Genomic DNA, 20309 nt, shown 5'->3' on the forward strand with positions numbered 1-20309 from the left:
TTAGACCTCATCTACCTTATGACCTTGCAGCGCTAAACGAATAGATTTATCCATGCGAAGAGCTGCAAATTCATCTGTTAACTGGTTGGTATGTTCTATGGCAGCTTTAATGGCCGCGGTATCTTGTTGCTGACGTAACTCACTTAAAGTGGCTAACGCCTGCTTAATGTCGGCTTGCTTCTGCTCATCAAGTAACGCCGCATCAGAGGCTAACGCCACACTAACGGCTTCAATGACTCGTTCTGCTTCAACTTGCTGCTCACGCAACAAGCGCTGCTGCATATCTTGTCTAGCGTGCTGCATCGAGCCACTGATCATACTAGCAATTTGATCATCACTTAAACCATAAGACGGCTTCACTTGAATACTGGCTTGCACACCGGTCGATTTTTCTTCGGCACTGACATTGAGTAAACCATCGGCATCAACCTGAAAGGTTACGCGAATATGAGCACCACCAGCAGGCATCGGAGGAATACCGCGTAATTCAAAGCGTGCTAAAGAACGGCAGTCTTCGACTAATTCGCGCTCACCTTGCACGACATGAATCGCCATCGCCGTTTGACCATCTTTGAAGGTGGTAAACTCTTGGGCGCGCGACACCGGGATCACGGTATTGCGTGGAATAATTTTTTCGGTTAACCCGCCCATGGTCTCAATGCCTAACGACAATGGGATCACATCGAGCAACAAGGTTTCATTGTCTGCTTTATTACCCACTAGCACATTGGCTTGAATAGCCGCGCCTAAGGCCACCACTTTATCAGGGTCAATACTGGTTAATGGCTCGGTATTAAAAAACTCTGCCACTTGCTGCCTGACAAGGGGGACTCGGGTTGAACCACCGACCATGACCACTTTTAACACTTCATCAGTGGTCAAGTCAGCATCGCGAAGGGTTTGACGGCAAGCCCGGATGGTTTTTTTCACCAACGTCAGGATTAACTGATCTAACTCAGTACGGGTTAAAGTTCCCTTCACCTCTTGTTGATCGGCAGTAAAATGATAATCGCAACTGGCCTTATCGGTTAACGCTTCTTTCAAGGCCCGAGCTTGCTGCTGATATTGGCGCTGAGCACTAAAGGATAAATCAGTTTGGCCGCTACGTTCTTTCAATTCGCTAACAATGGCTTGATCAAAATCATCACCACCAAGTGCTGAATCACCCCCGGTTGCCAGTACTTCAAACACCCCGCGACGCAAACGTAAGATGGAGATATCAAAGGTACCGCCGCCTAAATCGTAAACGGCAATGACGCCCTCTTGGCCACTGTCGAGGCCATAAGCCAAGGCTGCCGCTGTTGGCTCATTTAATAAGCGCAGTACGGTTAAACCGGCTAACTTCGCTGCATCTTTGGTTGCTTGGCGCTGCGCATCATCAAAATAAGCCGGTACGGTAATGACTACGCCATTCAGTTCGCCACCGAGTGTTTCACTGGCGGTATTCGCTAAAGTAGCCAGAATTTCAGCAGAGATCTCTACCGGGTTTTTGATACCTTGTACCGTTTCGATAGCGACTAAGCCGGTTTGCTCCACTAAGCGGTAAGGTAGCGCATTGGCTAAAGCCAGCGTTTCTTGATAGCCCTTGCCCATTAAACGCTTAACCGAAACAATCGTATTTTCAGCATCGCTAACGGCAGCTGCTTCGGCAGCACTACCGACTTGCACACCGTCTTTAGTATAACGAACAACGGAAGGAACCATCGCTTCGCCTGCTTGGTTCAGCAAAGTTTTTGCCTCACCACTGCGTACCGTTGCAACTAAGGAATTAGTGGTGCCCAGATCAATGCCTGCGGCCAACCGATGTTTATGCGGGGCCGCACTTTGGCCCGGCTCTGCAATTTGTAGTAAAGCCATAGTGAAATTAGTCTTGTAGTTGCTGTTCGATTAACTCCAGCTCTTGCTGTAGTTTATAAAAGAATTTTAATTTACGCACCAACTCGGCGGCGAGCTGATCTTGTTCAGCGCTCTGCTCAACCAGGGCTTCGCTTAACGCCTTTAATAGCTGTTTGCGTTGCTGCTGGATCTGTTGCTCAATAGCAAACAAGGCCGCTTCTGGATCGGCCTCGTCTTGTAATTCTGCTAGTTGCTCGCGCAATTCCATTTGCTGCATTAAAAACAGCGGGTCGGTAAAACTTCGCTGTTCATTGCTAATTTTTAAACCACGTAACGCTAACATATGCTCAGCCCGCAGCAAAGGCTGCTTTAGGCTGTGATAAGCATCGTTAATGTTGGCCGTTTGCTGCACCGACATCAAGCGATCACGCTCAGAGGCGGCCGCAAAATTATCGGGGTGAAAACGCTTTTGCAACGACAAATAACGCGAACCTAATTCGGTTAGATCCAGTTCAAATGTCTCAGGTAAATCAAACAACCGAAAGTAATTCATGCTACCTCAGGGTCTGCATTACACTGTAAAGCTTTCGCCACAACCGCATTCGCCGTTGACGTTCGGATTGTTAAACTGAAAACCTTCATTTAAGCCTTCTTTAACAAAATCAAGCTGCGTGCCGTCGATATATACCAAGCTTTTGCCATCAACAATAAGTTTTAAACCATGATCTTCGAACACTTGATCATCGTCGTTCAACTCATCAACAAATTCCAGTACATATGCCAATCCAGAACAGCCAGTGGTTTTTACCCCTACACGCAGGCCAACACCTTTACCGCGATTATGCAGATAACTACTGACCCGCTCGGCCGCCGCTGCTGTCATTGAAATCGCCATCGGGCATTAGCCTCCGTGCTTTTGTTTATAATCTGCGATAGCAGCTTTAATAGCATCTTCAGCTAAAATTGAGCAGTGAATTTTCACCGGTGGTAAAGCGAGTTCCTGCGCAATGTCGGTGTTTTTAATTAGCTGTGCTTCGTCTAAGGTTTTACCTTTTACCCACTCAGTAACCAGTGAGCTTGAAGCGATAGCACTACCACAACCGTACGTTTTGAACTTCGCATCTTCGATAATGCCTTGCTCATTGACTTTGATTTGTAGTTTCATTACATCACCACAAGCCGGCGCACCCACCATGCCGGTGGCAACGGTTGGATCATCTTTAGCAAAAGCGCCAACGTTGCGTGGATTTTCGTAGTGATCAATAACTTTATTGCTGTAAGCCATGTTAATACCCTCTGTTGTGGCGATAGCGCCTAGTGTTTAGTGCGCCACCCAGGCCACAGTGTTTAAATCGATACCGTCTTTATACATATCCCATAACGGCGACATTTCACGTAATTTATCGATGGCGGCATGCACGATCTTAATAGTGTGGTCAACTTGCTCTTCCGTAGTGAAACGGCCAATACTAAAACGAATGGAACTGTGCGCCAGTTCGTCAGTTAAACCCAATGCACGCAGTACATAAGATGGCTCTAAACTGGCAGAGGTACAGGCAGAGCCTGACGATACCGCAATATCTTTTAATGCCATGATTAAAGACTCACCTTCAACATAGTTAAAGCTGATGTTAGTGATCCCTGGCACACGATGTTCGGCATCGCCGTTTAAGAAAACTTGTTCAATATCTTTAATGCCATTCCATAAGCGATCACGTAACGCGGTGATCCGAATATTTTCAGAAGCCATTTCTTCTTTAGCAATGCGGAAAGACTCGCCCATCGCGACGATTTGGTGCGTTGCTAAAGTACCAGAACGCATACCACGCTCATGACCACCACCGTGCGTTTGTGCTTCTAAACGAATGCGTGGTTTGCGCCGCACATACAAAGCACCAATTCCTTTAGGGCCGTAAGTTTTATGACCAGAGAAGGCCATTAAATCGACTTTTAATGTTTGTAAATCGATCGCTACTTTGCCGGTTGCTTGCGCCGCGTCAACATGGAAAATAATCCCTTTACTGCGACATAATTCACCGATAGCCGCAATATCTTGCACCACACCAATTTCGTTGTTTACAAACATAATGCTGATGAGCGTGGTGTCAGGGCGGATGGCTTGTTCTAGCTTCGCTAAATCGACTAAACCGTTAGCTTCAACATCTAGATAGGTCACTTCAAAGCCATCGCGCTCCAATTGGCGCATAGTATCTAATACCGCTTTGTGTTCTGTTTTGACCGTGATCAGGTGTTTACCTTTTTTATGGTAAAACTCGGCCGCACCTTTAATGGCTAAATTATTTGATTCAGTGGCACCAGAGGTAAACACGATCTCACGTGGATCAGCATTGACTAAGTCGGCGATCTGACTGCGTGCAATTTCTACCGCCTCTTCAGCTTGCCAGCCAAAACGATGCGAGCGTGACGCTGGGTTACCAAACTGGCCATCCATAGTCAAAAATTGCATCATCTTTTCTGCAACCCGCGGGTCAACCGGGGTTGTTGCAGCATAGTCTAAATATATTGGTAGCTTCATGGTTTGCTCCGTTGCGCTTACAGCTGACAACTGACGTCGATATCAGTGGCAGGATTCTTTAACTTACGGCTTTGTTGCTGAGCGGTTTGCCGCACTTCTTGTTGATTGACCAGTTCTTCTAACGAAATATTGGTCAGAAAGTCTTCTATACGGTGGCTTAAATTACTCCACAGCGTATGGGTTAAGCAGCGAGTACCACCATGGCAATCGGATTTGCCTTGGCAGCGTGTGGCATCTACGGACTCATCTACCGCAGCGATCACGGCAGAGATAGAGATTGCCGCTGATGCCATACCTAGTTGGTAACCGCCGCCGGGGCCACGTACACTGCTTACCAGCCCGTGCTTGCGTAAACGAGCGAATAATTGTTCAAGATAAGAAAGTGAGATCCCTTGTCGCTCTGATATATCTGCGAGAGGTACAGGTCCCTGTACTGCGTGTAAAGCAACGTCTAACATTGCAGTCACGGCATAACGGCCTTTTGAAGTTAATCGCATAATTGGCTCCCATTTCAGAATGGGGTCCATTTTACATTCCTGACTATTTTAGTCAAGTATTAACCCTAGTGTTTTAGTCAGGTATTAACCGAATACCCGCCTGTTCAGTATGGCTTGTTTGCTCTAAATCAACCTTTACAGGCCAAGGGTGAACTGCAGCAATGCAGATAATCATCGCGCCTCAGGGATGATTCAAGGTTTATTAAGCTGAGCAAACAGCGTCATGCTAAAGCCTAAACTTATCGGTATTCGCGATTAACCATTAGACCCGCGGATCAAACACTTCTTCATCTTTACAGCGCTGCTCGGCAGCGCGTTGCTCCGCTTCCCTAAAATCACTTTCCTCAATATTGACCGTGGGCACTTCTTCACACACATTGCCCCCCAGCGCATTAACACTGTGACAAAGTTCAGCAACCTTATTGTCGAGCACTTGGATATGATCCAATAAACTGCCAATCGCATTGGCAACCGGATCCGGGTTATCTGCCGCTACCGCGTAGGCATCAAAGCCATATTTCTTGGCTAAATGTTGTCGCTGTTTAGACACATCGGCATCGGGCTTAGATACAACGCGTCCTGGAATACCGATAACCGTTGCTGCCTTTGGCACATCTTTAACCACGACCGCGTTGGAACCGATACGGGCATTGTCGCCCACCATTAACGGCCCGAGTACTTTGGCACCGGCACCAATGACCACGCCATTTCCTAAAGTAGGATGCCGTTTACCCGGATTCCAGCTCGTACCGCCCAAGGTAACGCCATGGTACAGCGTACAATCATCGCCAATTTCAGCCGTTTCACCTATGACCACACCCATACCATGATCGATAAAAAAACGTCTACCAATTTTAGCGCCAGGATGAATTTCCACGCCCGTTAGCCAGCGCCCAAGGGTACTGAGCCAACGCGCTAACCAACGCCACTGAGCACGCCATAAACGATGACTTAAGCGATGTAACCAAATGGCATGTAGGCCAGGGTAAGTTGTGAGAACTTCAAAGGCACTGCGTGCTGCCGGATCGCGCTCAAATACACTTCGGATATCTTCTTTGATGCCGGAGAACATGCCTATTATTCCTTGTGACTCGTCTGATCAATTTTTTCAAGACGCTGCATCGAGGTTAAAATGCCGCGTAAAATGTTGTATTCCGCCTCTTCAGGTCGAGCGCGGGTAAACAAGCGCTTCAGTTTTGTCATCACCACACCCGGATGCTGCTTAATAATAAAGCCCGTGTGCTGCAAGGCGGTTTCTAGGTGTTGATAAAAGTTTTCCATCTGCGCTGAGCTTGGGTATTTTTCATCATCCGCGACCTCAGGTAACGGCTTGGCCGCTAAATGCGCCATTCGCACTTCGTAACAAATAATTTGTACGGCCATCGCCAAGTTAAGCGAGCTGTACTCTGGATTGGCATCAATACACACATGGTACTGACACAGTTGCAGCTCTTCATTACTTAAGCCGCTGCTTTCTCGGCCAAACACTAACGCCACCGGTGCTGCCGTAGCTTCTGCTACCGCTTTTAAGCCACATTCACGCGGTGATAACATGGGCCAACTTAAGGTGCGAGAACGCGCACTACTGCCGACCACTAAACTGCAATCGGCCACGGCTTCGGCTAAAGATTCGAACGTTTGCGCGTTAGCTAAAATTTCACTGGCACCCGCTGCTAAGGCATAGGCTTGGCCGTCAGGGGCGGTTTTCGGTGCAACCAGACAAAGCTGTGACAAACCCATCGTTTTCATAGCTCGAGCAACCGAACCCATGTTACCCGTATGTGTCGTGCCCACCAATACCACTTTAATCTGATCTAACATAATGCAACTCACACTAAAAAAGGGGGCTATTCTAGCATAGCCACGGCAGATTGTAGCTTGAAAATTAGCAGTCTAGCCACCTAAAAAAACAAAAGTGCCTATTTATTGGGCAACGAAAGACGCTGCAATTCTGCAGTTGCTTTGCTAAACTACAGCCACCCCTAAAAGGAGCTCACCATTATGTTACGTTTCAGCAAAATATTAAGCCTGACTGCTTTATTATGCAGCTTGCCACTTGCCGCAAATGAAGCTTTAGAAACCGCTGTAAAAAATCCGCTACGTACGCCTGAATATTTACAGCGTGATCAATACCGCAATCCGGTCGCTACCTTGGCCTTTTTTGACGTTACGCCACAAAGCACCGTTGTTGAAATCTCTCCCGGCGGCGGTTGGTACACGGAAATTATCGCGCCACTCGTTGCTGAAAAAGGCATGTACTATGCGGCACATTTTCCTGCCAACTCGTCAGAGTATGGTCAGCGTAGCCGCAAAGCCTTTATCGAAAAAATGGCGAGCCAACCACAATACAGTAAAGTTCAGGTCACCGAGTTTTCGGCTGCTGGCGGTGTCACTATTGCTCCTGCTAACTCAGCCGATGTGGTATTAACCTTCCGTAATTTACACAATTGGTATATTGGCGGTGGTGAAGACGCGCTGGTTGCAGCCTATAAGCAGTTTTTTACCGCATTAAAACCGGGTGGCGTATTAGGTGTGGTTGAACACCGCTTACCTGAAAGCCAATTAAACACCGAATGGACACGCAGCGGTTACATGCCACAAAGCATGGCGGTGCGTTTAGCAGAGCAAGCGGGGTTTGTATTTGAAGGCAGCAGCGAAATCAATGCCAACGCCAAAGATACTGCCAACCACCCTTCAGGTGTGTGGACTTTGCCACCTACTTTACGTTTAGGTGAACAAGATAGAGCAAAATATCAAGCTATCGGCGAAAGCGATCGCATGACGTTAAAATTCCGCAAACCCCTTAACTAACTGAGCAAACGGACAAACTGATGAAAGTATTGGTAATTGGCGGCGGTGGTCGTGAACACGCCCTAGCGTGGAAAGCAGCACAATCTCCACTGGCAACCGAAGTATTTGTCGCACCAGGCAATGCGGGCACCGCTCGCGAAGCGGCGTTGCAAAATGTCGCTATTGCTGCCGATGATGTGGCAGGTCTACTGGCTTTTGCCCAACAAGAACAGATTGATCTGACGATTGTTGGCCCTGAAGCGCCTTTAGCTAAAGGTGTTGTCGATCGCTTTCGTACAGCTGGTTTAGCCATTTTTGGTCCAACCCAAGCTGCGGCACAATTAGAGAGCTCAAAAGCGTTTGCCAAAGACTTTTTGGCACGGCACAACATTCCTACAGCCGCTTACCAAAACTTTACTGAAATTGCTCCGGCAAAAGCCTATGTAAAAAGCCTCGGCACGCCGATAGTGATCAAAGCCGACGGCTTAGCCGCAGGTAAAGGTGTCATTATCGCGCAAACCGAGGCTGAGGCTTTTGCCGCTATCGATGATATGCTAGCGGGTAATAAATTTGGTGATGCTGGCAGTCGCGTGGTCATTGAAGAATTCCTGACCGGTGAAGAAGCCTCGTTTATTGTGATGGTGGATGGCAGCCATGCTCTGGCCTTTGCCTCTTCGCAAGATCATAAAGCGCGTGATAACGGCGATAAAGGCCCAAATACAGGTGGAATGGGTGCTTATTCTCCTGCCCCCGTAGTCACCCCTGCGGTGCATGATTGGGTTATGCAGCAGGTGATCATGCCTACCGTTGAAGGTATGGCCGCTGAAGGTAATGTATTTACCGGCTTTTTATATGCAGGTTTAATGATTGCCGCAGATGGCTCGGCTAAAGTGTTAGAGTTTAACTGTCGCTTTGGCGATCCGGAAACACAACCGATTATGCTGCGCTTAGAGTCAGATCTCGTCGCTTTATGTCAAAGTGCGGTGCAAGGTCAATTAGCACAAACCGACATTCAATTTAGCCCTAAAGCGGCAGTAGGTGTGGTGATGGCTGCTGGGGGTTACCCTGATGCTTATGCTAAAGGCACAGTGATCCATGGTTTAGACGATGCCGCAGCCCTTGCGGGTAAAGTGTTTCATGCAGGTACCGAACTGGTTGGCAACGATGTCGTGACGAATGGTGGCCGCGTGTTATGTGCCACCGCATTGGGTAACAGCGTTACCGAAGCACAACAAGCGGCCTATCAGCTTGTGACAAAAATTCATTGGGATAATGTGTATTATCGCCATGATATTGGCTATCGCGCTATTGCGCGTGAGCAACAAGCTTAACGTTTTTATTGGCCATTAGGCTAATTAGATTTGCCCTAATTAAAGGGTGTTAAAAGGTGCTTCGGCACCTTTTTTATCGGCTTTCATAGGATAGATTATGCGAATTATTGCACTCGGTTTTATCAGTTTATGTCTGGCAGCATGTCAGCAACCGCCCTCCGCTTGTGGCGAAACCACTCATAGCATTGCACAAGTTCAAGGCACGGCAGAAATCAGCCCACTGCTTGGACAGCGCGTTACGCTGCAAGGTGTGGTATTAGCCCCCGTCTACCTCGATGGGCCTATGCCAGGGCTCATGTTACAAAGTGTCGAACCTGATAACGATCCTCAAACCGCTGAAGGGATTTTACTCAGTCTCGAGGATGCGGCAAATTATCAAGTCGGGCAGATCTTAACGGTACAAGGCACCGTTGCTGAAATTGAACAGCAGACCAGCCTAGTGGATGCTACCGTGCTTAACACCTGCGGCCAGAGCAGCACACAACCTATAGCCTTGAGCTTACCGCTGGCAGCAGAGCAAAGTTGGGAAGCTTATGAAGGGATGTGGGTGGCATTTAGCCAACCGCTGTTAGTCGCCGATACCTATCCTTTAGGTCGTTATGGCGAGATTTTACTGGCAAATGAACGTTTAATGGTGCCTACGCAAGTCGTCAGTCCGGGCGAAGCTGCTGCAAAACTGGCAGAGCAACAAAACCGCCAAGAAATCTGGTTAGATGATGGCCATTGGCAACAAAACCCCGACCCTCTGCCATATCCTAATAACGGCTTAAGCGCCAGCAGCACTTTACGGATTGGCGATCAGGTATTAGATGTTGCCGGTATAGTACATCAAGACGAGCGCGGCTATCGCATTTTGCCCACGTCACCCGCTAAGTTTGTCAGTGCTAATCCACGGCCTGCGGTACCGACACCGGTGCAACAGAACGAACTGCGAATTGCCAGTTATAATGTGCTGAATTTCTTTACCGGCAATGGCCAAGATAAGCCTTTCCCAACACGCCGAGGAGCTCGTTCACCCGCTGAATTAGCCAGACAACAAGCCAAATTAGTTGAAGCACTCGTCGCCTTAGACGCTGATATTATTGGTTTGCTAGAACTAGAAAATAATGGCTACGATGAGGGCAGCGCTATTGCGACGTTATTAGCCGCTGTTAATGAGCGCAGTGCTTCACCGTATAGCATGATTACAACCGCGGTGGCACCAGGTTCAGATGCTATAAAAGTCGGTATGTTTTATCGCTCAGAGCGTATTGAAGCCATTGGGCAAACCGCAGTTAATACCGCAGCGCCATTTACCCGTTTGCATCGGCCACCGCTGGCGCAAAGTTTTCGGCATCTTGCCTCAAACCAACAACTCACCTTGGCACTTGGTCACTTAAAATCTAAAGGCAGTTGCCCTCGCGCCAATGCCAGTGATTATGCACTGCAAAAAGATCAAGCTGATGGTCAAGCGTGTTGGAATGCAGCTCGAGTAGAAGCCGTGACTGCGTTACAGCAATGGTTAACGACCACGCCCACTGGCATTGCCACATCCTACCAAGTGGTGCTAGGTGATTTAAATGCCTATCGTTTTGAAGATCCGATTACCTATTTAGAACAGCAAGGCTGGCAATATTTAGATGAGAACAAGCACGCCTCATACTCATTTGTATTCAGAGGCCGAGCCGGATCTTTAGATCACATGTTAGCTAGCCCAGCCTTGGCACAACAGCTGAGCCATTTTCAGCATTGGCCCATTAATGCGGATGAACCGGTGTTACTGGATTACAGCTTACGCTTTAAATCAGCGGTGCAGCAGCAACAATTATATGCGCCAACACCCTATCGCTCTTCTGACCACGATCCGATTATTGCTACCTTCCGCTTTTAAGGTAATTCGGCTAACGCCATCAGCATTAAGCTGATGGCTGCCGCTACCGAGCCAAGCCAAATTAAACTGCGCGCGGCCGCCCAATTTAACCAGTAGCATAATAAATAGCCCAGTCGACAAACTACAAACAACCAGGCAGCGATGAGCATTGAGCTTGTGACATTCTCCGCTGCAACCACAAATACTATCGCCGCAATATATAACCCTAAGGCTTCAAAACTGTTGTAATGCGCCGCAGTACAACGTTCCCCAAAGTCTTTTAATAATGCTTGTTGCCGCCGAGGATAATGATTGTCATAGCCCCCTGCCTGTTGCATTGCCCACACCAAAGGCGCCTTGGCTAAATAAGGCATCACCGCAACAATTAATAAGGTTAGCAGCATATCTGCCATGGCATTCTCCAAAAATATCGTATTAAACCTACTGTGGCTTTGTACTCGTTTAGCTCATTTCGGATCAGTAAAATCTCGCGCCAGTTGTTATTTGTGGCGGTTAGCATAACCCAGTAGCTTACTCGAACCATACGCTGCCTTTACCTAGCTAAATCGCAACAAACCCCAAACGTTTAATCGGTCATGCGACACAAACCTGAATGGATAATAGTTGCGTCGCTAGGCCCAAATCCGATAAGGTGAAGCTAATTTAAGTTACAGGGTGACACTATGTCGCACAAAAATCCTATTATTGCGGTTACCGGTTCATCGGGTGCAGGCACGTCGACTACGACCAATGCCTTTAAACATATTTTCCGGACACTGGGTATCGATGCAGCCTTTGTTGAAGGTGATTGCTTTCATCGTTTTAGCCGACCTGAAATGGATTTAGCGGTACGTAAAGCACGTGAAGAAGGCCGACATATTAGCTATTTTGGCCCAGAAGCCAACGATTTTGCGGCTTTAGAGAGCTTCTTTGCTAGCTATGCTGAAACCGGTACCGGACGAATTCGCCACTATTTACATACCTTCGATGAAGCGGTGCCCTATAACCAACTGCCAGGCACTTTTACACCGTGGCAAGAGTTACGCGCGAATACCGATCTGTTATTTTACGAAGGGCTGCATGGTGGTGCAGTCACCGAACAACAGAATGTCGCCCAGCATGTCGATTTACTCATCGGCATGGTACCGATTGTCAATTTAGAGTGGATCCAGAAAATTATTCGCGATACATCCGAACGTGGGCACAGCCGCGAAGCGGTGCAAGCCAGTATTGTCCGGAGTATGGAAGATTATTTTAACCACATTACTCCGCAGTTTTCTCGCACCCATATTAACTTTCAACGCGTGCCTACGGTTGATACGTCTAACCCCTTTAGCGCCAAAGATATCCCATCATTAGATGAAAGCTTCGTGGTCATCCGCTTTCGCGGGATCAAACATGTCGACTTTCCCTATTATTTAAAAATGATTGATGGCTCTTTTATGTCTCGGGTTAACACCTTAGTGGTGCCAGGCGGCAAGATGGGCTTAGCGATGGAATTAATATTAACGCCGCTGATTGAAGCGTTGATGCAGAAGCGCCGTAATTCACAGTTTTTGTACTAAAACTTGACGCTTAATGCGGCTTTAGCATAGCAAGTTGCCCTGCCAGTGCCCTTGTTGTTTGTTTTTTTAGTTTGGTGAGGCCGCGAAACAACCTAATTTACCTGCGCGCTCAACGTTACAAATTGCCAGCTTAGTGCAACCAGGTATGTTAGTGGAAATTGAAGTGATTGCGGTAAGACCGAAAGCCAAGTAACTCAGCGGTACGGGTAACAGCGCCCCCTCTGCTGTTGCCCGTACTGACTGACATTGCCGTTATTTTACTTCTGGCAAATTGCGACCGTAGAAAATTTCACGGATTTCGCGAAACACCTTACTACTGATGTCTTTTTGTTCATCGGCGGTCATCGAATCCGTGCCCATCCCAAATAAGTAATTGTTTAAATCACCTTCTTTTAGCATCATCTTGGTGTGGAATAGATTTTCCTGATAAACGTTAACGTCAATCATTTGGAAGGCTTTCTTGGTATCGTAATCCATAAAGTTTTGGATCGACGTGATCGGATGGTCGATGTAGTGTTTAGTGCCACTAATATCACGCGTAAAACCCCGTACGCGATAATCGATGGTCACCACATCCGATTCAAAACTGTGGATCAGATAATTCAACGCTTTTAACGGTGAGATAATGCCACAGGTTGATACTTCAATATCAGCTCGAAACGTACAAATACCGCCATGCGGGTGTACTTCAGGATAAGTATGCACACAAATATGGCTCTTATCCAAATGCGCAACCACCGCTTCAGGTAATGGCCCAGGGTTTTCAGTATTGTCCGGATCAACCAGTACCGGCTCTTCACTGACCAAAATGGTTACGCTGGCACCTTGAGGATCATAATCTTGCCGGGCAATATTCAAAACATTGGCGCCAATAATATCCACCACCTCGGTCAAAATATCGGTTAAGCGATCAGCGTTGTATTGCTCATCGATATACTCAATATATTCTTGACGATGCTGTTCTGTTTTTGCATAACAAATATCATAAATGCTAAAACTTAAACTTTTAGTCAGGTTATTAAATCCGTGTAGTTTCAGTTTTTCAAAAGGCTTAACCAATTCTTTGCTCTCCGCTAACGACGCCCAAATACGCCGTAGTTAACTTTCAGCCCGACCGTGCAGACAATTGATTCACTCAGCGTCTTCAACACTAAATGAGTGAGTTACTTTTACGCTTTGCGATAACATAATAGACACTGAGCAATACTTCTCAGCAGACAAGCTTACGGCTCGCTCTACGTGCTTTTCGCTTAAGGCTTTACCGCTAACAACAAAATGTAAATGCAGCTCAGTAAAGACTTTAGGCACGGTCTCAGCGCGCACACCGGATAATTCAACCCGGCAAGCAGACACTTGCTGACGTGCTTTTTCTAAAATACTGACCACATCAACCGATGAACATGCGCCGGCTGACATCAATAGCATTTCCATTGGCGTCGGTGCGGTATTACTGTCACGATCGGCATCGAATACTACGGCATGACCACTCTCAGATTGACCTAAAAAGGTTAACCCATTGACCCAACTGACCTTGGCTTTCATCTTCGTATCTCAGCTTTAAAACAAGGGTGAATATTCTACGTAAAAGATTAGTGTGCCGCCAGTTAAATCGCACATGAACTGCCGAGCAGCCATAACGTTTATACGGGTAACATCAGTAATTGTTAATCAAATAATTCGGCAATGGCGTTATCAAATAAATTTTTAATTAACAGCGCGATCTCGTTAATTAATTCGACTTGTTGTGGCGTGGCGGTATTGTCTAATACCGAGGCAAGGATTTCTTGAAAATCATACATGATACCGTCAATCTCACGGATAATCAGTGCGCGATGATTCATTTCGAGTTCTTGATGTTGCGTGCACAAGGTGATAATTTGCTCTGCAATATGCTCTTCTAATAAAGCGCCTATCGATTTACCCGATACATCTGCGGAGCCTTGAGTTGTAAATAAATCTAAATGTTCAGTTAAAAACTGAATAAGATGCTCATAACCGACTTTATCAATAACCATACTGTACCTATATCGTCATAGTGCGGCGAGTTTTGCTGATAAACAGCCAAAATGTTGTGTTATCAACTCTCTTTATTTAAGCAAACAATGTCATGAAAAACAAATCGGCGCCGAAGCGCCGATAAACTGACGCACTTAAAATTGTAAGCCGGGTGACAATTGTTCGGGTAACACCACTTGTTCTAACTCTACCGACGCCACGGGATAAGCGCAATAATCGGCGGCATAATAAGCGCTAGCACGATGATTACCACTTTTACCTATACCTCCAAATGGCGCCGCTGAACTGGCACCTGTGATAGGCCGATTCCAGTTTACAATACCCGCACGAATATGCTTGTAGAAGTGTTGATACAGTTCATGGCTGTCGCTTAACAAGCCCGCTGACAAACCAAAGCTAGTGTTATTCGCTGCAGCAATGGCGGCATCAAAATCACTAAAGCGGAACACTTTTAATAAGGGGCCAAAGTGCTCTTCATCTGGAAAATCAGTAATGTGCGTACACTCAATAATACCTGGCGTGACCAAGGCTTTATCGGCATAAGGTTGGCTTAACGGCAGTAAGATCTCTCCGCCTAACGCCACCAGCTGCTGCTGCGCGGCTAACATCCCTTTCGCTGCTTGGACGGAGATCATGGCCCCCATAAATGGCTGCGGCTGGGCATCGTATTCACCCACTTGAATGTTGCGGCTAACCTCTAACAAGCGCTGTAAAATCGCATCACCATTAGCGCCTACAGGTAAAAATAACTTACGAGCACAAGTACAGCGCTGGCCTGAGGTAATAAAGGCCGATTGCACAATATCGTGCACCGCAGCATCAATATTTGCCACATCTTGCACGATTAAGGGGTTATTTCCGCCCATTTCCAGTGCCAGAATTTTTTCTGGTCGGCCGGCAAACTGTTGATGTAAATAATGGCCGGTGCGAGAACTCCCGGTAAAAAACAAACCATCAATGCCATCATCACTGGCCAAGGCTTTACCTGTATCAACTTCACCTTGCACTAGGTTTAACACACCGGCGGGAAGTTCGGCTTGTTGCCATAACTTAACGGTTAATTCTGCTACTTTTGGCGTTAATTCCGACGGTTTAAACACCACGGTATTACCTGCGAGAAGTGCGGGTACAATGTGGCCATTAGGCAAGTGGCCAGGAAAGTTATACGGGCCAAACACCGCCACAACACCATGTGGTTTATGACGTAAAAACGCTCGCCCTTGTGGCATCGGGTTTTCTTTGGTGCCGGTACGTTCTTCATAGGCGCGCACTGAAATGTCTATTTTACCGATCATGGCGCCCACTTCGGTTAGGCTTTCCCATAACGCTTTTCCGGTATCTTCAGCAATACAGGCCGCCAATTTTTCTTTATGGCTGCTTAGTTGGGCGGCGAACTGTTTAACAAACACCACACGCTCTGCAAAACCCAAATCTCCCCAAGCAATTTGTGCTTGACGCGCTGCAAGGATCGCTTGCTTAACTTGCGTTGCACTGGCCGCTTGGCCTTGCCAAATAACCTTATTTTTTGCGGGATCGATAGAGTGAAAAGCTTGACCTTCACCTGCCTGCCATTGACCGTTAATAAACTGCACTGCTTGGCTCATCTGTCTCTCCTATTATTATAGTTTGCTGATCCGCACCCACTCACCAGCATTGACCTGCAAGGCCTTAGCGAGTTCGGCGGGAATGCTAATTTCTGTACTATTGGCCTGCGGTTGTAACTCTGCCCAACAAGCTCGAAAATCGCTTAGGGTCGTATTACAAATCATATAGGCCTCACCACTTCCCGTTGCCTCAGCAATGCGCACTTGTAAACGCTGGCTGTCTCGGATGGCTCTGATCTGTGAAATGCGCGCTTCTACCGTTGGGCCTGCATCAAAAATATCGACGTAACCACGACAAGAAAAACCTTCAGACTCTAACAAAGCGAGCGCCGGGCGGGTTTGTTCGTGCACCTGACCAATCACTTGCTGTGCGGCTTTGCTCAGCAAACTGACATAAATTGGATATTTTGGCATCAGTTCGGCAATAAACTCTTTTTGACCAATGCCTGTTAAGTAATCTGCCGTTGGAAAATCAACTGAAAAGAAGTGGGCTTGTAACCATTGCCAAAATGGTGAGTTACCTTGGGCATCAGATACGCCACGTAACTCGGCAATAATTTTATCTGAGAAACGTTCAGCAAACTCAGCTAAAAATAAAAAGCGCATTTTAGACAACAAGCGGCCATTAAACTTCTGGCGAAACGGCGGTCGCAAAAACAAAGTACATAATTCGCTCACGCCCGTGTAGTCATTACATAACGTCAAGATATCGACCGTTTTGTACACGCCTAAGGTTTTCGAGCTATGCACGACCTTACCAAGATGATAATGATAGAACGCATCTTCTAGCCCTACGGCGGCCTCTAACGCACTGGTACCACACACCTGGCCACTCGACGTATCCTCCAGCACAAACAAATAACCTTCGTCTCCGGGCGAACTGACGGTCTTATTAAAAGACGCCATCGAACGACTGATTTTACGCATCAGCAGCTCTTCATTAACCGGCAACGAGGTAAAGCCATGTCCTGACTCTACCGCCATTTGATACAGTGCGGGGTAATCATTCGCTCGGATCGGGCGAATCACCATCATGCTAGCTTACTCCATTCTGATACAGGCTGCGGTCGCAACTCAGGGCTAAAAGCCCCAAGTTTGACTGAGCATGCAGTTGAATTAACGATTATCGACAAGCAAAAACGCGTAAACCGCTTAGCCTTTGACAACTTGCGCCACGGCAGATGCAAAACGCTTCATACCTTCACGAATTTCAGCTTCGGTAATAACCAGAGAGGGTGCAAAGCGCACAACATCGGTGCCAGCAACTAAAGCAAATAAACCATGCTCAGCTGCCGCTAAGAAAAACTCACGTGAACGGCCTTTGTATTGCTCGTTTAATACCGCACCTAACAACATGCCTTTACCACGCACTTCGGCAAACACCTTGTGCTCGGCATTAATCGTGGCTAAACACTCGCGGAAAATAGCTTCGTTTTTCAATACCCCTTCTAATACTTCAGGGGTATTGATGGTGTCGATTGCGGCTTCAGCAACGGCACAAGCTAAGGGGTTACCGCCATAAGTACTACCATGGGTACCCACTTTTAAATGTTGTGCAATCGCCGTGGTGGTTAACATAGCGCCCACCGGGAAACCGCCACCAAGCGATTTTGCCGTGGTCAAGATATCGGGTGTGACACCGTAGTTCATGTACGCATATAACTGGCCTGTGCGACCAACGCCTGTTTGTACTTCATCAAAAACTAATAAGGCATTGTGCTGATCACACAGCTCACGTAACCCTTTTAAAAACGCTGCATCGCCGGGAATAATGCCGCCTTCACCTTGAATGGGCTCAACAACGATGGCGCAGGTTTTATCCGAGATCAGCGCTTTCACGCTGTCTAAGTTATTAAATTCAGCATGCACAATGGCACCGGGTTTTGGACCAAAACCGTCAGAGTAAGACGCTTGGCCGCCGACCGTAACGGTAAAAAATGTCCGGCCATGGAAACTCTTACCAAACGAGATAATTTCTTGCTTGCTCTCGTCAAAATTATCTAAAGCCCAACGACGCACTAATTTAAAGGCCGCTTCGTTAGCTTCAGCACCCGAGTTACAAAAATACACTTTTTCGGCGAAGGTCGCGTCGACTAACTTTTTCGCTAAACGCAGCGCAGGCTCGTTAGTGAGTACATTACTTAAATGCCACAGTTTTTCAGCCTGCGTTTTTAACGCATTGACTAACGCAGGATGACAATGACCTAAGCTACTGACCGCAATACCACCTGCAAAGTCGATATATTCCCGACCTTCTTGATCCCAAACGCGAGCGCCTTGCCCTTTTACCGGTATCAATTTTGCTGGAGCATAATTGGGTACCATTACGTCATCGAACAAAGCTCGGGTTACTTGGATCTCTGCGGTCATATTCGTGTTCCTCTTTCGCTTATTTGTAGGGAATAGCTTGCACGTATAGGTGTCATTATTGACATCGTGATAGCGCCATTATTACAGATTATACTGGCGTTGTCTTGCATCTACATCTGTAGCAACACCTGAAAAAACAAGGGATACAGATAGATTTGCAGTGGAAATGAATATTCAAGCGCTTCTTAAGAATATTCAATGAAAGCGAAATGCTCGGCGAGATGCAGCAGCCTATGCCTTAGCGGTAAACCGCGTTATTTTTATGAAAAGCTTAAATAGTCACTGCTAAAAAATTTGCCAGCATCCGCTGTCCCTGCTCACTGAGAATCGCTTCCGGATGAAATTGCACACTATGTAGTGCTAAAGCTGGGTCATACAGACCCATAATTTCAGGCGGCTCGTTTTCATTAAGCGGAATAGTTGTGGCACTGACTTGCAGATTTGCCGGTAAGCTTGCGGCCTCTACCAACAACGAATGATAACGCGTCACACTCAGTGGTGAGGGTAACTGCTGAAACACCGACTGGTGCTGATGTTGAATAATCGAGTTTTTACCGTGCATCACGCGGGGCGCCCGCACCACTTTAGCCCCAAATACTTGTGCTATCGCCTGATGTCCTAAGCAAACCCCCAAAATAGGGATCTGACCGGCAAAAGCCTCAATTGCGGCTAAACTGATGCCCGCTTGACTAGGATTACCCGGCCCCGGTGAAATCACCAGATAACGCGGAGCCATGCTGCGGATCTGTTCGACATTGATGTCATCATTGCGGCGCACCACAACTTGCTGCCCTAAGGCAGCAAAATATTGCACCAGATTCCAAGTAAAAGAATCATAGTTGTCGATCATCAGCAGCATAGGGTATTAACTCCAGACCCAAACCAACTTAAGGCGTGACAAAACCAACAGCGGCATTCACCTGCTCTAACGTTTTGCAGGCATGCTCACGAGCACTAGCGGCACCAGCTCGCATAACTTGCTGCATATAGGTTTGATCCGCTCTGATTTCTTTAAAGCGCTGCTGTACCGGTTCTAATAAACCAATCACGGCATCGGCCACATCTGTTTTTAAATGGCCGTACATCTTACCTTCGTATTCATTGGTTAAGGTTGTTACCGTTTTACCGGTTACACCACTGAGAATATTCAATAAGTTTGCTACACCAGGTTTATTCTCTTGATCAAAGTAAACGCGTGGTGGATCTTCAGAGTCCGTCATCGCTTTTTTAAACTTTTTACTGATCACTTTGGGATCTTCTAATAAGCCAACGAAATTCCAAGGGTTTTCATCTGACTTTGACATTTTCTTTTGCGGCTCTTGTAGGCTCATAACCCGCGCGGCTACCGCTGGGATAAAGGGCTCAGGCACCGTAAAAATATCACCATGCAAGGCATTAAAGCGGCTGGCAACATCACGAGCTAATTCTAAATGTTGCTTTTGATCTTGACCTACAGGTACTTGATTCGCTTGATACAGCAGAATATCGGCCGCCATTAACACCGGGTAAGTAAACAAACCGGCATTAACGTTATTGTTATGCCGCTCTGATTTATCTTTAAACTGTGTCATACGGCTTAATTCACCAAACTGGGTATAACAATTTAATACCCAAGCTAATTGGCTATGTTCAGGCACATGTGACTGCATAAAGACCGCAGAACGAGCCGGATCGATCCCACAAGCTAAGTAAAGTGCCAAACTATCCAAGGAAGCACTACGCAGCGCCGTAGGATCTTGACGCACTGTAATGGCATGCAAATCGACAATACAATACAAGCAATTGTAATCATTTTGCATTTCATCCCATTGACGCAATGCCCCAAGGTAATTACCAATCGTCAATTGTCCTGAAGGTTGTGCGCCACTTAGCACTATCGGTTTACGACTCATTCTTTGCAATATCCTGTTTTAAA

The 20309-nt window shown here is 47.0% G+C and carries 21 protein-coding genes; 4 read left to right on the forward strand and 17 right to left on the reverse strand.

Annotated elements, in window-relative coordinates:
• The 8 genes from hscA to trmJ all read right to left on the reverse strand — a co-directional run bounded on the left by hscA (position 1) and on the right by trmJ (position 6690).
• On the reverse strand, positions 1–1857 hold the full coding sequence (gene hscA, locus ORJ01_RS08710) for a Fe-S protein assembly chaperone HscA (protein WP_306177695.1): 1857 nt from the start codon (positions 1855–1857) through the stop codon (positions 1–3).
• A gap of 7 nt (positions 1858–1864) precedes the next feature.
• A complete protein-coding gene (gene hscB, locus ORJ01_RS08715; RefSeq protein ID WP_306177696.1) occupies positions 1865–2389 on the reverse strand; it encodes a co-chaperone HscB in 525 nt (174 codons plus the stop codon).
• Between the two features lie 18 nt (positions 2390–2407).
• A complete protein-coding gene (gene iscA / locus ORJ01_RS08720) occupies positions 2408–2731 on the reverse strand; it encodes an iron-sulfur cluster assembly protein IscA (protein ID WP_226751089.1) in 324 nt (107 codons plus the stop codon).
• Between the two features lie 6 nt (positions 2732–2737).
• Entirely contained in the window at positions 2738–3121 is a 384-nt protein-coding gene (iscU, locus tag ORJ01_RS08725) for a Fe-S cluster assembly scaffold IscU (RefSeq protein WP_226751088.1), read from the reverse strand.
• 36 nt (positions 3122–3157) lie between these two features.
• A complete protein-coding gene (locus tag ORJ01_RS08730; protein WP_229586537.1) occupies positions 3158–4372 on the reverse strand; it encodes an IscS subfamily cysteine desulfurase in 1215 nt (404 codons plus the stop codon).
• A gap of 17 nt (positions 4373–4389) precedes the next feature.
• A complete protein-coding gene (iscR, locus tag ORJ01_RS08735) occupies positions 4390–4869 on the reverse strand; it encodes a Fe-S cluster assembly transcriptional regulator IscR (RefSeq protein WP_306177697.1) in 480 nt (159 codons plus the stop codon).
• Positions 4870–5131: 262 nt separating this feature from the next.
• Positions 5132–5941, reverse strand: coding sequence for a serine O-acetyltransferase (cysE, locus tag ORJ01_RS08740; RefSeq protein WP_229586535.1), 810 nt, complete (start codon positions 5939–5941; stop codon positions 5132–5134).
• A gap of 5 nt (positions 5942–5946) precedes the next feature.
• On the reverse strand, positions 5947–6690 hold the full coding sequence (trmJ, locus tag ORJ01_RS08745) for a tRNA (cytosine(32)/uridine(32)-2'-O)-methyltransferase TrmJ (protein WP_306177698.1): 744 nt from the start codon (positions 6688–6690) through the stop codon (positions 5947–5949).
• Positions 6691–6870: 180 nt separating this feature from the next.
• Here trmJ and ORJ01_RS08750 point away from each other — a divergent pair, with 180 nt between their 5' ends.
• The 3 genes from ORJ01_RS08750 (at position 6871) to ORJ01_RS08760 (ending at position 10860) form a co-directional block, all read left to right on the forward strand.
• Positions 6871–7680, forward strand: a complete 810-nt coding sequence (locus tag ORJ01_RS08750; RefSeq protein ID WP_306177699.1) for a class I SAM-dependent methyltransferase — start codon at positions 6871–6873, stop codon at positions 7678–7680.
• Between the two features lie 20 nt (positions 7681–7700).
• The gene (gene purD / locus ORJ01_RS08755; RefSeq protein WP_306177700.1) at positions 7701–8990 is read left to right on the forward strand and encodes a phosphoribosylamine--glycine ligase; all 1290 of its coding nucleotides are present in this window, start codon (positions 7701–7703) and stop codon (positions 8988–8990) included.
• 97 nt (positions 8991–9087) lie between these two features.
• Complete coding sequence (locus tag ORJ01_RS08760; RefSeq protein WP_306177701.1) at positions 9088–10860, forward strand: ExeM/NucH family extracellular endonuclease; 1773 nt, start codon at positions 9088–9090, stop codon at positions 10858–10860.
• Here ORJ01_RS08760 and ORJ01_RS08765 read toward each other — a convergent pair.
• Entirely contained in the window at positions 10857–11252 is a 396-nt protein-coding gene (locus ORJ01_RS08765; protein ID WP_306177702.1) for an MAPEG family protein, read from the reverse strand. The two genes, ORJ01_RS08760 and ORJ01_RS08765, sit on opposite strands and share 4 nt — an antisense overlap.
• Before the next feature lie 270 nt (positions 11253–11522).
• Between ORJ01_RS08765 and ORJ01_RS08770 the strand changes: the two genes are divergently transcribed.
• Positions 11523–12404, forward strand: coding sequence for a phosphoribulokinase (locus tag ORJ01_RS08770; RefSeq protein WP_226751080.1), 882 nt, complete (start codon positions 11523–11525; stop codon positions 12402–12404).
• A 252-nt stretch (positions 12405–12656) separates the two neighbouring features.
• Here the strand turns inward: ORJ01_RS08770 and speD are convergent, their stop codons facing one another.
• The 8 genes from speD to trpS all read right to left on the reverse strand — a co-directional run bounded on the left by speD (position 12657) and on the right by trpS (position 20286).
• Complete coding sequence (gene speD / locus ORJ01_RS08775; protein WP_306177703.1) at positions 12657–13463, reverse strand: adenosylmethionine decarboxylase; 807 nt, start codon at positions 13461–13463, stop codon at positions 12657–12659.
• Positions 13464–13535: 72 nt separating this feature from the next.
• Entirely contained in the window at positions 13536–13946 is a 411-nt protein-coding gene (locus ORJ01_RS08780; RefSeq protein ID WP_226751078.1) for an OsmC family protein, read from the reverse strand.
• A gap of 122 nt (positions 13947–14068) precedes the next feature.
• Positions 14069–14419, reverse strand: coding sequence for a DUF3802 family protein (locus ORJ01_RS08785; protein WP_306177704.1), 351 nt, complete (start codon positions 14417–14419; stop codon positions 14069–14071).
• 135 nt (positions 14420–14554) lie between these two features.
• On the reverse strand, positions 14555–16024 hold the full coding sequence (astD, locus tag ORJ01_RS08790; RefSeq protein WP_306177705.1) for a succinylglutamate-semialdehyde dehydrogenase: 1470 nt from the start codon (positions 16022–16024) through the stop codon (positions 14555–14557).
• A 15-nt stretch (positions 16025–16039) separates the two neighbouring features.
• A complete protein-coding gene (gene astA / locus ORJ01_RS08795) occupies positions 16040–17059 on the reverse strand; it encodes an arginine N-succinyltransferase (RefSeq protein WP_226751075.1) in 1020 nt (339 codons plus the stop codon).
• Between the two features lie 117 nt (positions 17060–17176).
• Entirely contained in the window at positions 17177–18394 is a 1218-nt protein-coding gene (locus tag ORJ01_RS08800) for an aspartate aminotransferase family protein (RefSeq protein WP_306177706.1), read from the reverse strand.
• 271 nt (positions 18395–18665) lie between these two features.
• Complete coding sequence (locus ORJ01_RS08805; protein ID WP_226751073.1) at positions 18666–19253, reverse strand: aminodeoxychorismate/anthranilate synthase component II; 588 nt, start codon at positions 19251–19253, stop codon at positions 18666–18668.
• A 28-nt stretch (positions 19254–19281) separates the two neighbouring features.
• Positions 19282–20286, reverse strand: a complete 1005-nt coding sequence (gene trpS / locus ORJ01_RS08810) for a tryptophan--tRNA ligase (RefSeq protein WP_229586502.1) — start codon at positions 20284–20286, stop codon at positions 19282–19284.
• Positions 20287–20309: the final 23 nt, after the last annotated feature.

This window comes from Alishewanella sp. SMS8 (genome assembly GCF_030737935.1).
Lineage (GTDB): Bacteria > Pseudomonadota > Gammaproteobacteria > Enterobacterales > Alteromonadaceae > Alishewanella > Alishewanella maricola.

What these genes read in the sequence shown, in the direction of transcription:
- hscA (WP_306177695.1), bottom strand. Translation starts at nt 1,857, where the DNA reads ATGGCTTTACTACAAATTGCAGAGCCGGGCCAAAGTGCGGCCCCGCAT.
- hscB (WP_306177696.1), bottom strand. Translation starts at nt 2,389, where the DNA reads ATGAATTACTTTCGGTTGTTTGATTTACCTGAGACATTTGAACTGGAT.
- iscA (WP_226751089.1), bottom strand. Translation starts at nt 2,731, where the DNA reads ATGGCGATTTCAATGACAGCAGCGGCGGCCGAGCGGGTCAGTAGTTAT.
- iscU (WP_226751088.1), bottom strand. Translation starts at nt 3,121, where the DNA reads ATGGCTTACAGCAATAAAGTTATTGATCACTACGAAAATCCACGCAAC.
- ORJ01_RS08730 (WP_229586537.1), bottom strand. Translation starts at nt 4,372, where the DNA reads ATGAAGCTACCAATATATTTAGACTATGCTGCAACAACCCCGGTTGAC.
- iscR (WP_306177697.1), bottom strand. Translation starts at nt 4,869, where the DNA reads ATGCGATTAACTTCAAAAGGCCGTTATGCCGTGACTGCAATGTTAGAC.
- cysE (WP_229586535.1), bottom strand. Translation starts at nt 5,941, where the DNA reads ATGTTCTCCGGCATCAAAGAAGATATCCGAAGTGTATTTGAGCGCGAT.
- trmJ (WP_306177698.1), bottom strand. Translation starts at nt 6,690, where the DNA reads ATGTTAGATCAGATTAAAGTGGTATTGGTGGGCACGACACATACGGGT.
- ORJ01_RS08750 (WP_306177699.1), top strand. Translation starts at nt 6,871, where the DNA reads ATGTTACGTTTCAGCAAAATATTAAGCCTGACTGCTTTATTATGCAGC.
- purD (WP_306177700.1), top strand. Translation starts at nt 7,701, where the DNA reads ATGAAAGTATTGGTAATTGGCGGCGGTGGTCGTGAACACGCCCTAGCG.
- ORJ01_RS08760 (WP_306177701.1), top strand. Translation starts at nt 9,088, where the DNA reads ATGCGAATTATTGCACTCGGTTTTATCAGTTTATGTCTGGCAGCATGT.
- ORJ01_RS08765 (WP_306177702.1), bottom strand. Translation starts at nt 11,252, where the DNA reads ATGGCAGATATGCTGCTAACCTTATTAATTGTTGCGGTGATGCCTTAT.
- ORJ01_RS08770 (WP_226751080.1), top strand. Translation starts at nt 11,523, where the DNA reads ATGTCGCACAAAAATCCTATTATTGCGGTTACCGGTTCATCGGGTGCA.
- ORJ01_RS08780 (WP_226751078.1), bottom strand. Translation starts at nt 13,946, where the DNA reads ATGAAAGCCAAGGTCAGTTGGGTCAATGGGTTAACCTTTTTAGGTCAA.
- ORJ01_RS08785 (WP_306177704.1), bottom strand. Translation starts at nt 14,419, where the DNA reads ATGGTTATTGATAAAGTCGGTTATGAGCATCTTATTCAGTTTTTAACT.
- astD (WP_306177705.1), bottom strand. Translation starts at nt 16,024, where the DNA reads ATGAGCCAAGCAGTGCAGTTTATTAACGGTCAATGGCAGGCAGGTGAA.
- astA (WP_226751075.1), bottom strand. Translation starts at nt 17,059, where the DNA reads ATGATGGTGATTCGCCCGATCCGAGCGAATGATTACCCCGCACTGTAT.
- ORJ01_RS08800 (WP_306177706.1), bottom strand. Translation starts at nt 18,394, where the DNA reads ATGACCGCAGAGATCCAAGTAACCCGAGCTTTGTTCGATGACGTAATG.
- ORJ01_RS08805 (WP_226751073.1), bottom strand. Translation starts at nt 19,253, where the DNA reads ATGCTGCTGATGATCGACAACTATGATTCTTTTACTTGGAATCTGGTG.
- trpS (WP_229586502.1), bottom strand. Translation starts at nt 20,286, where the DNA reads ATGAGTCGTAAACCGATAGTGCTAAGTGGCGCACAACCTTCAGGACAA.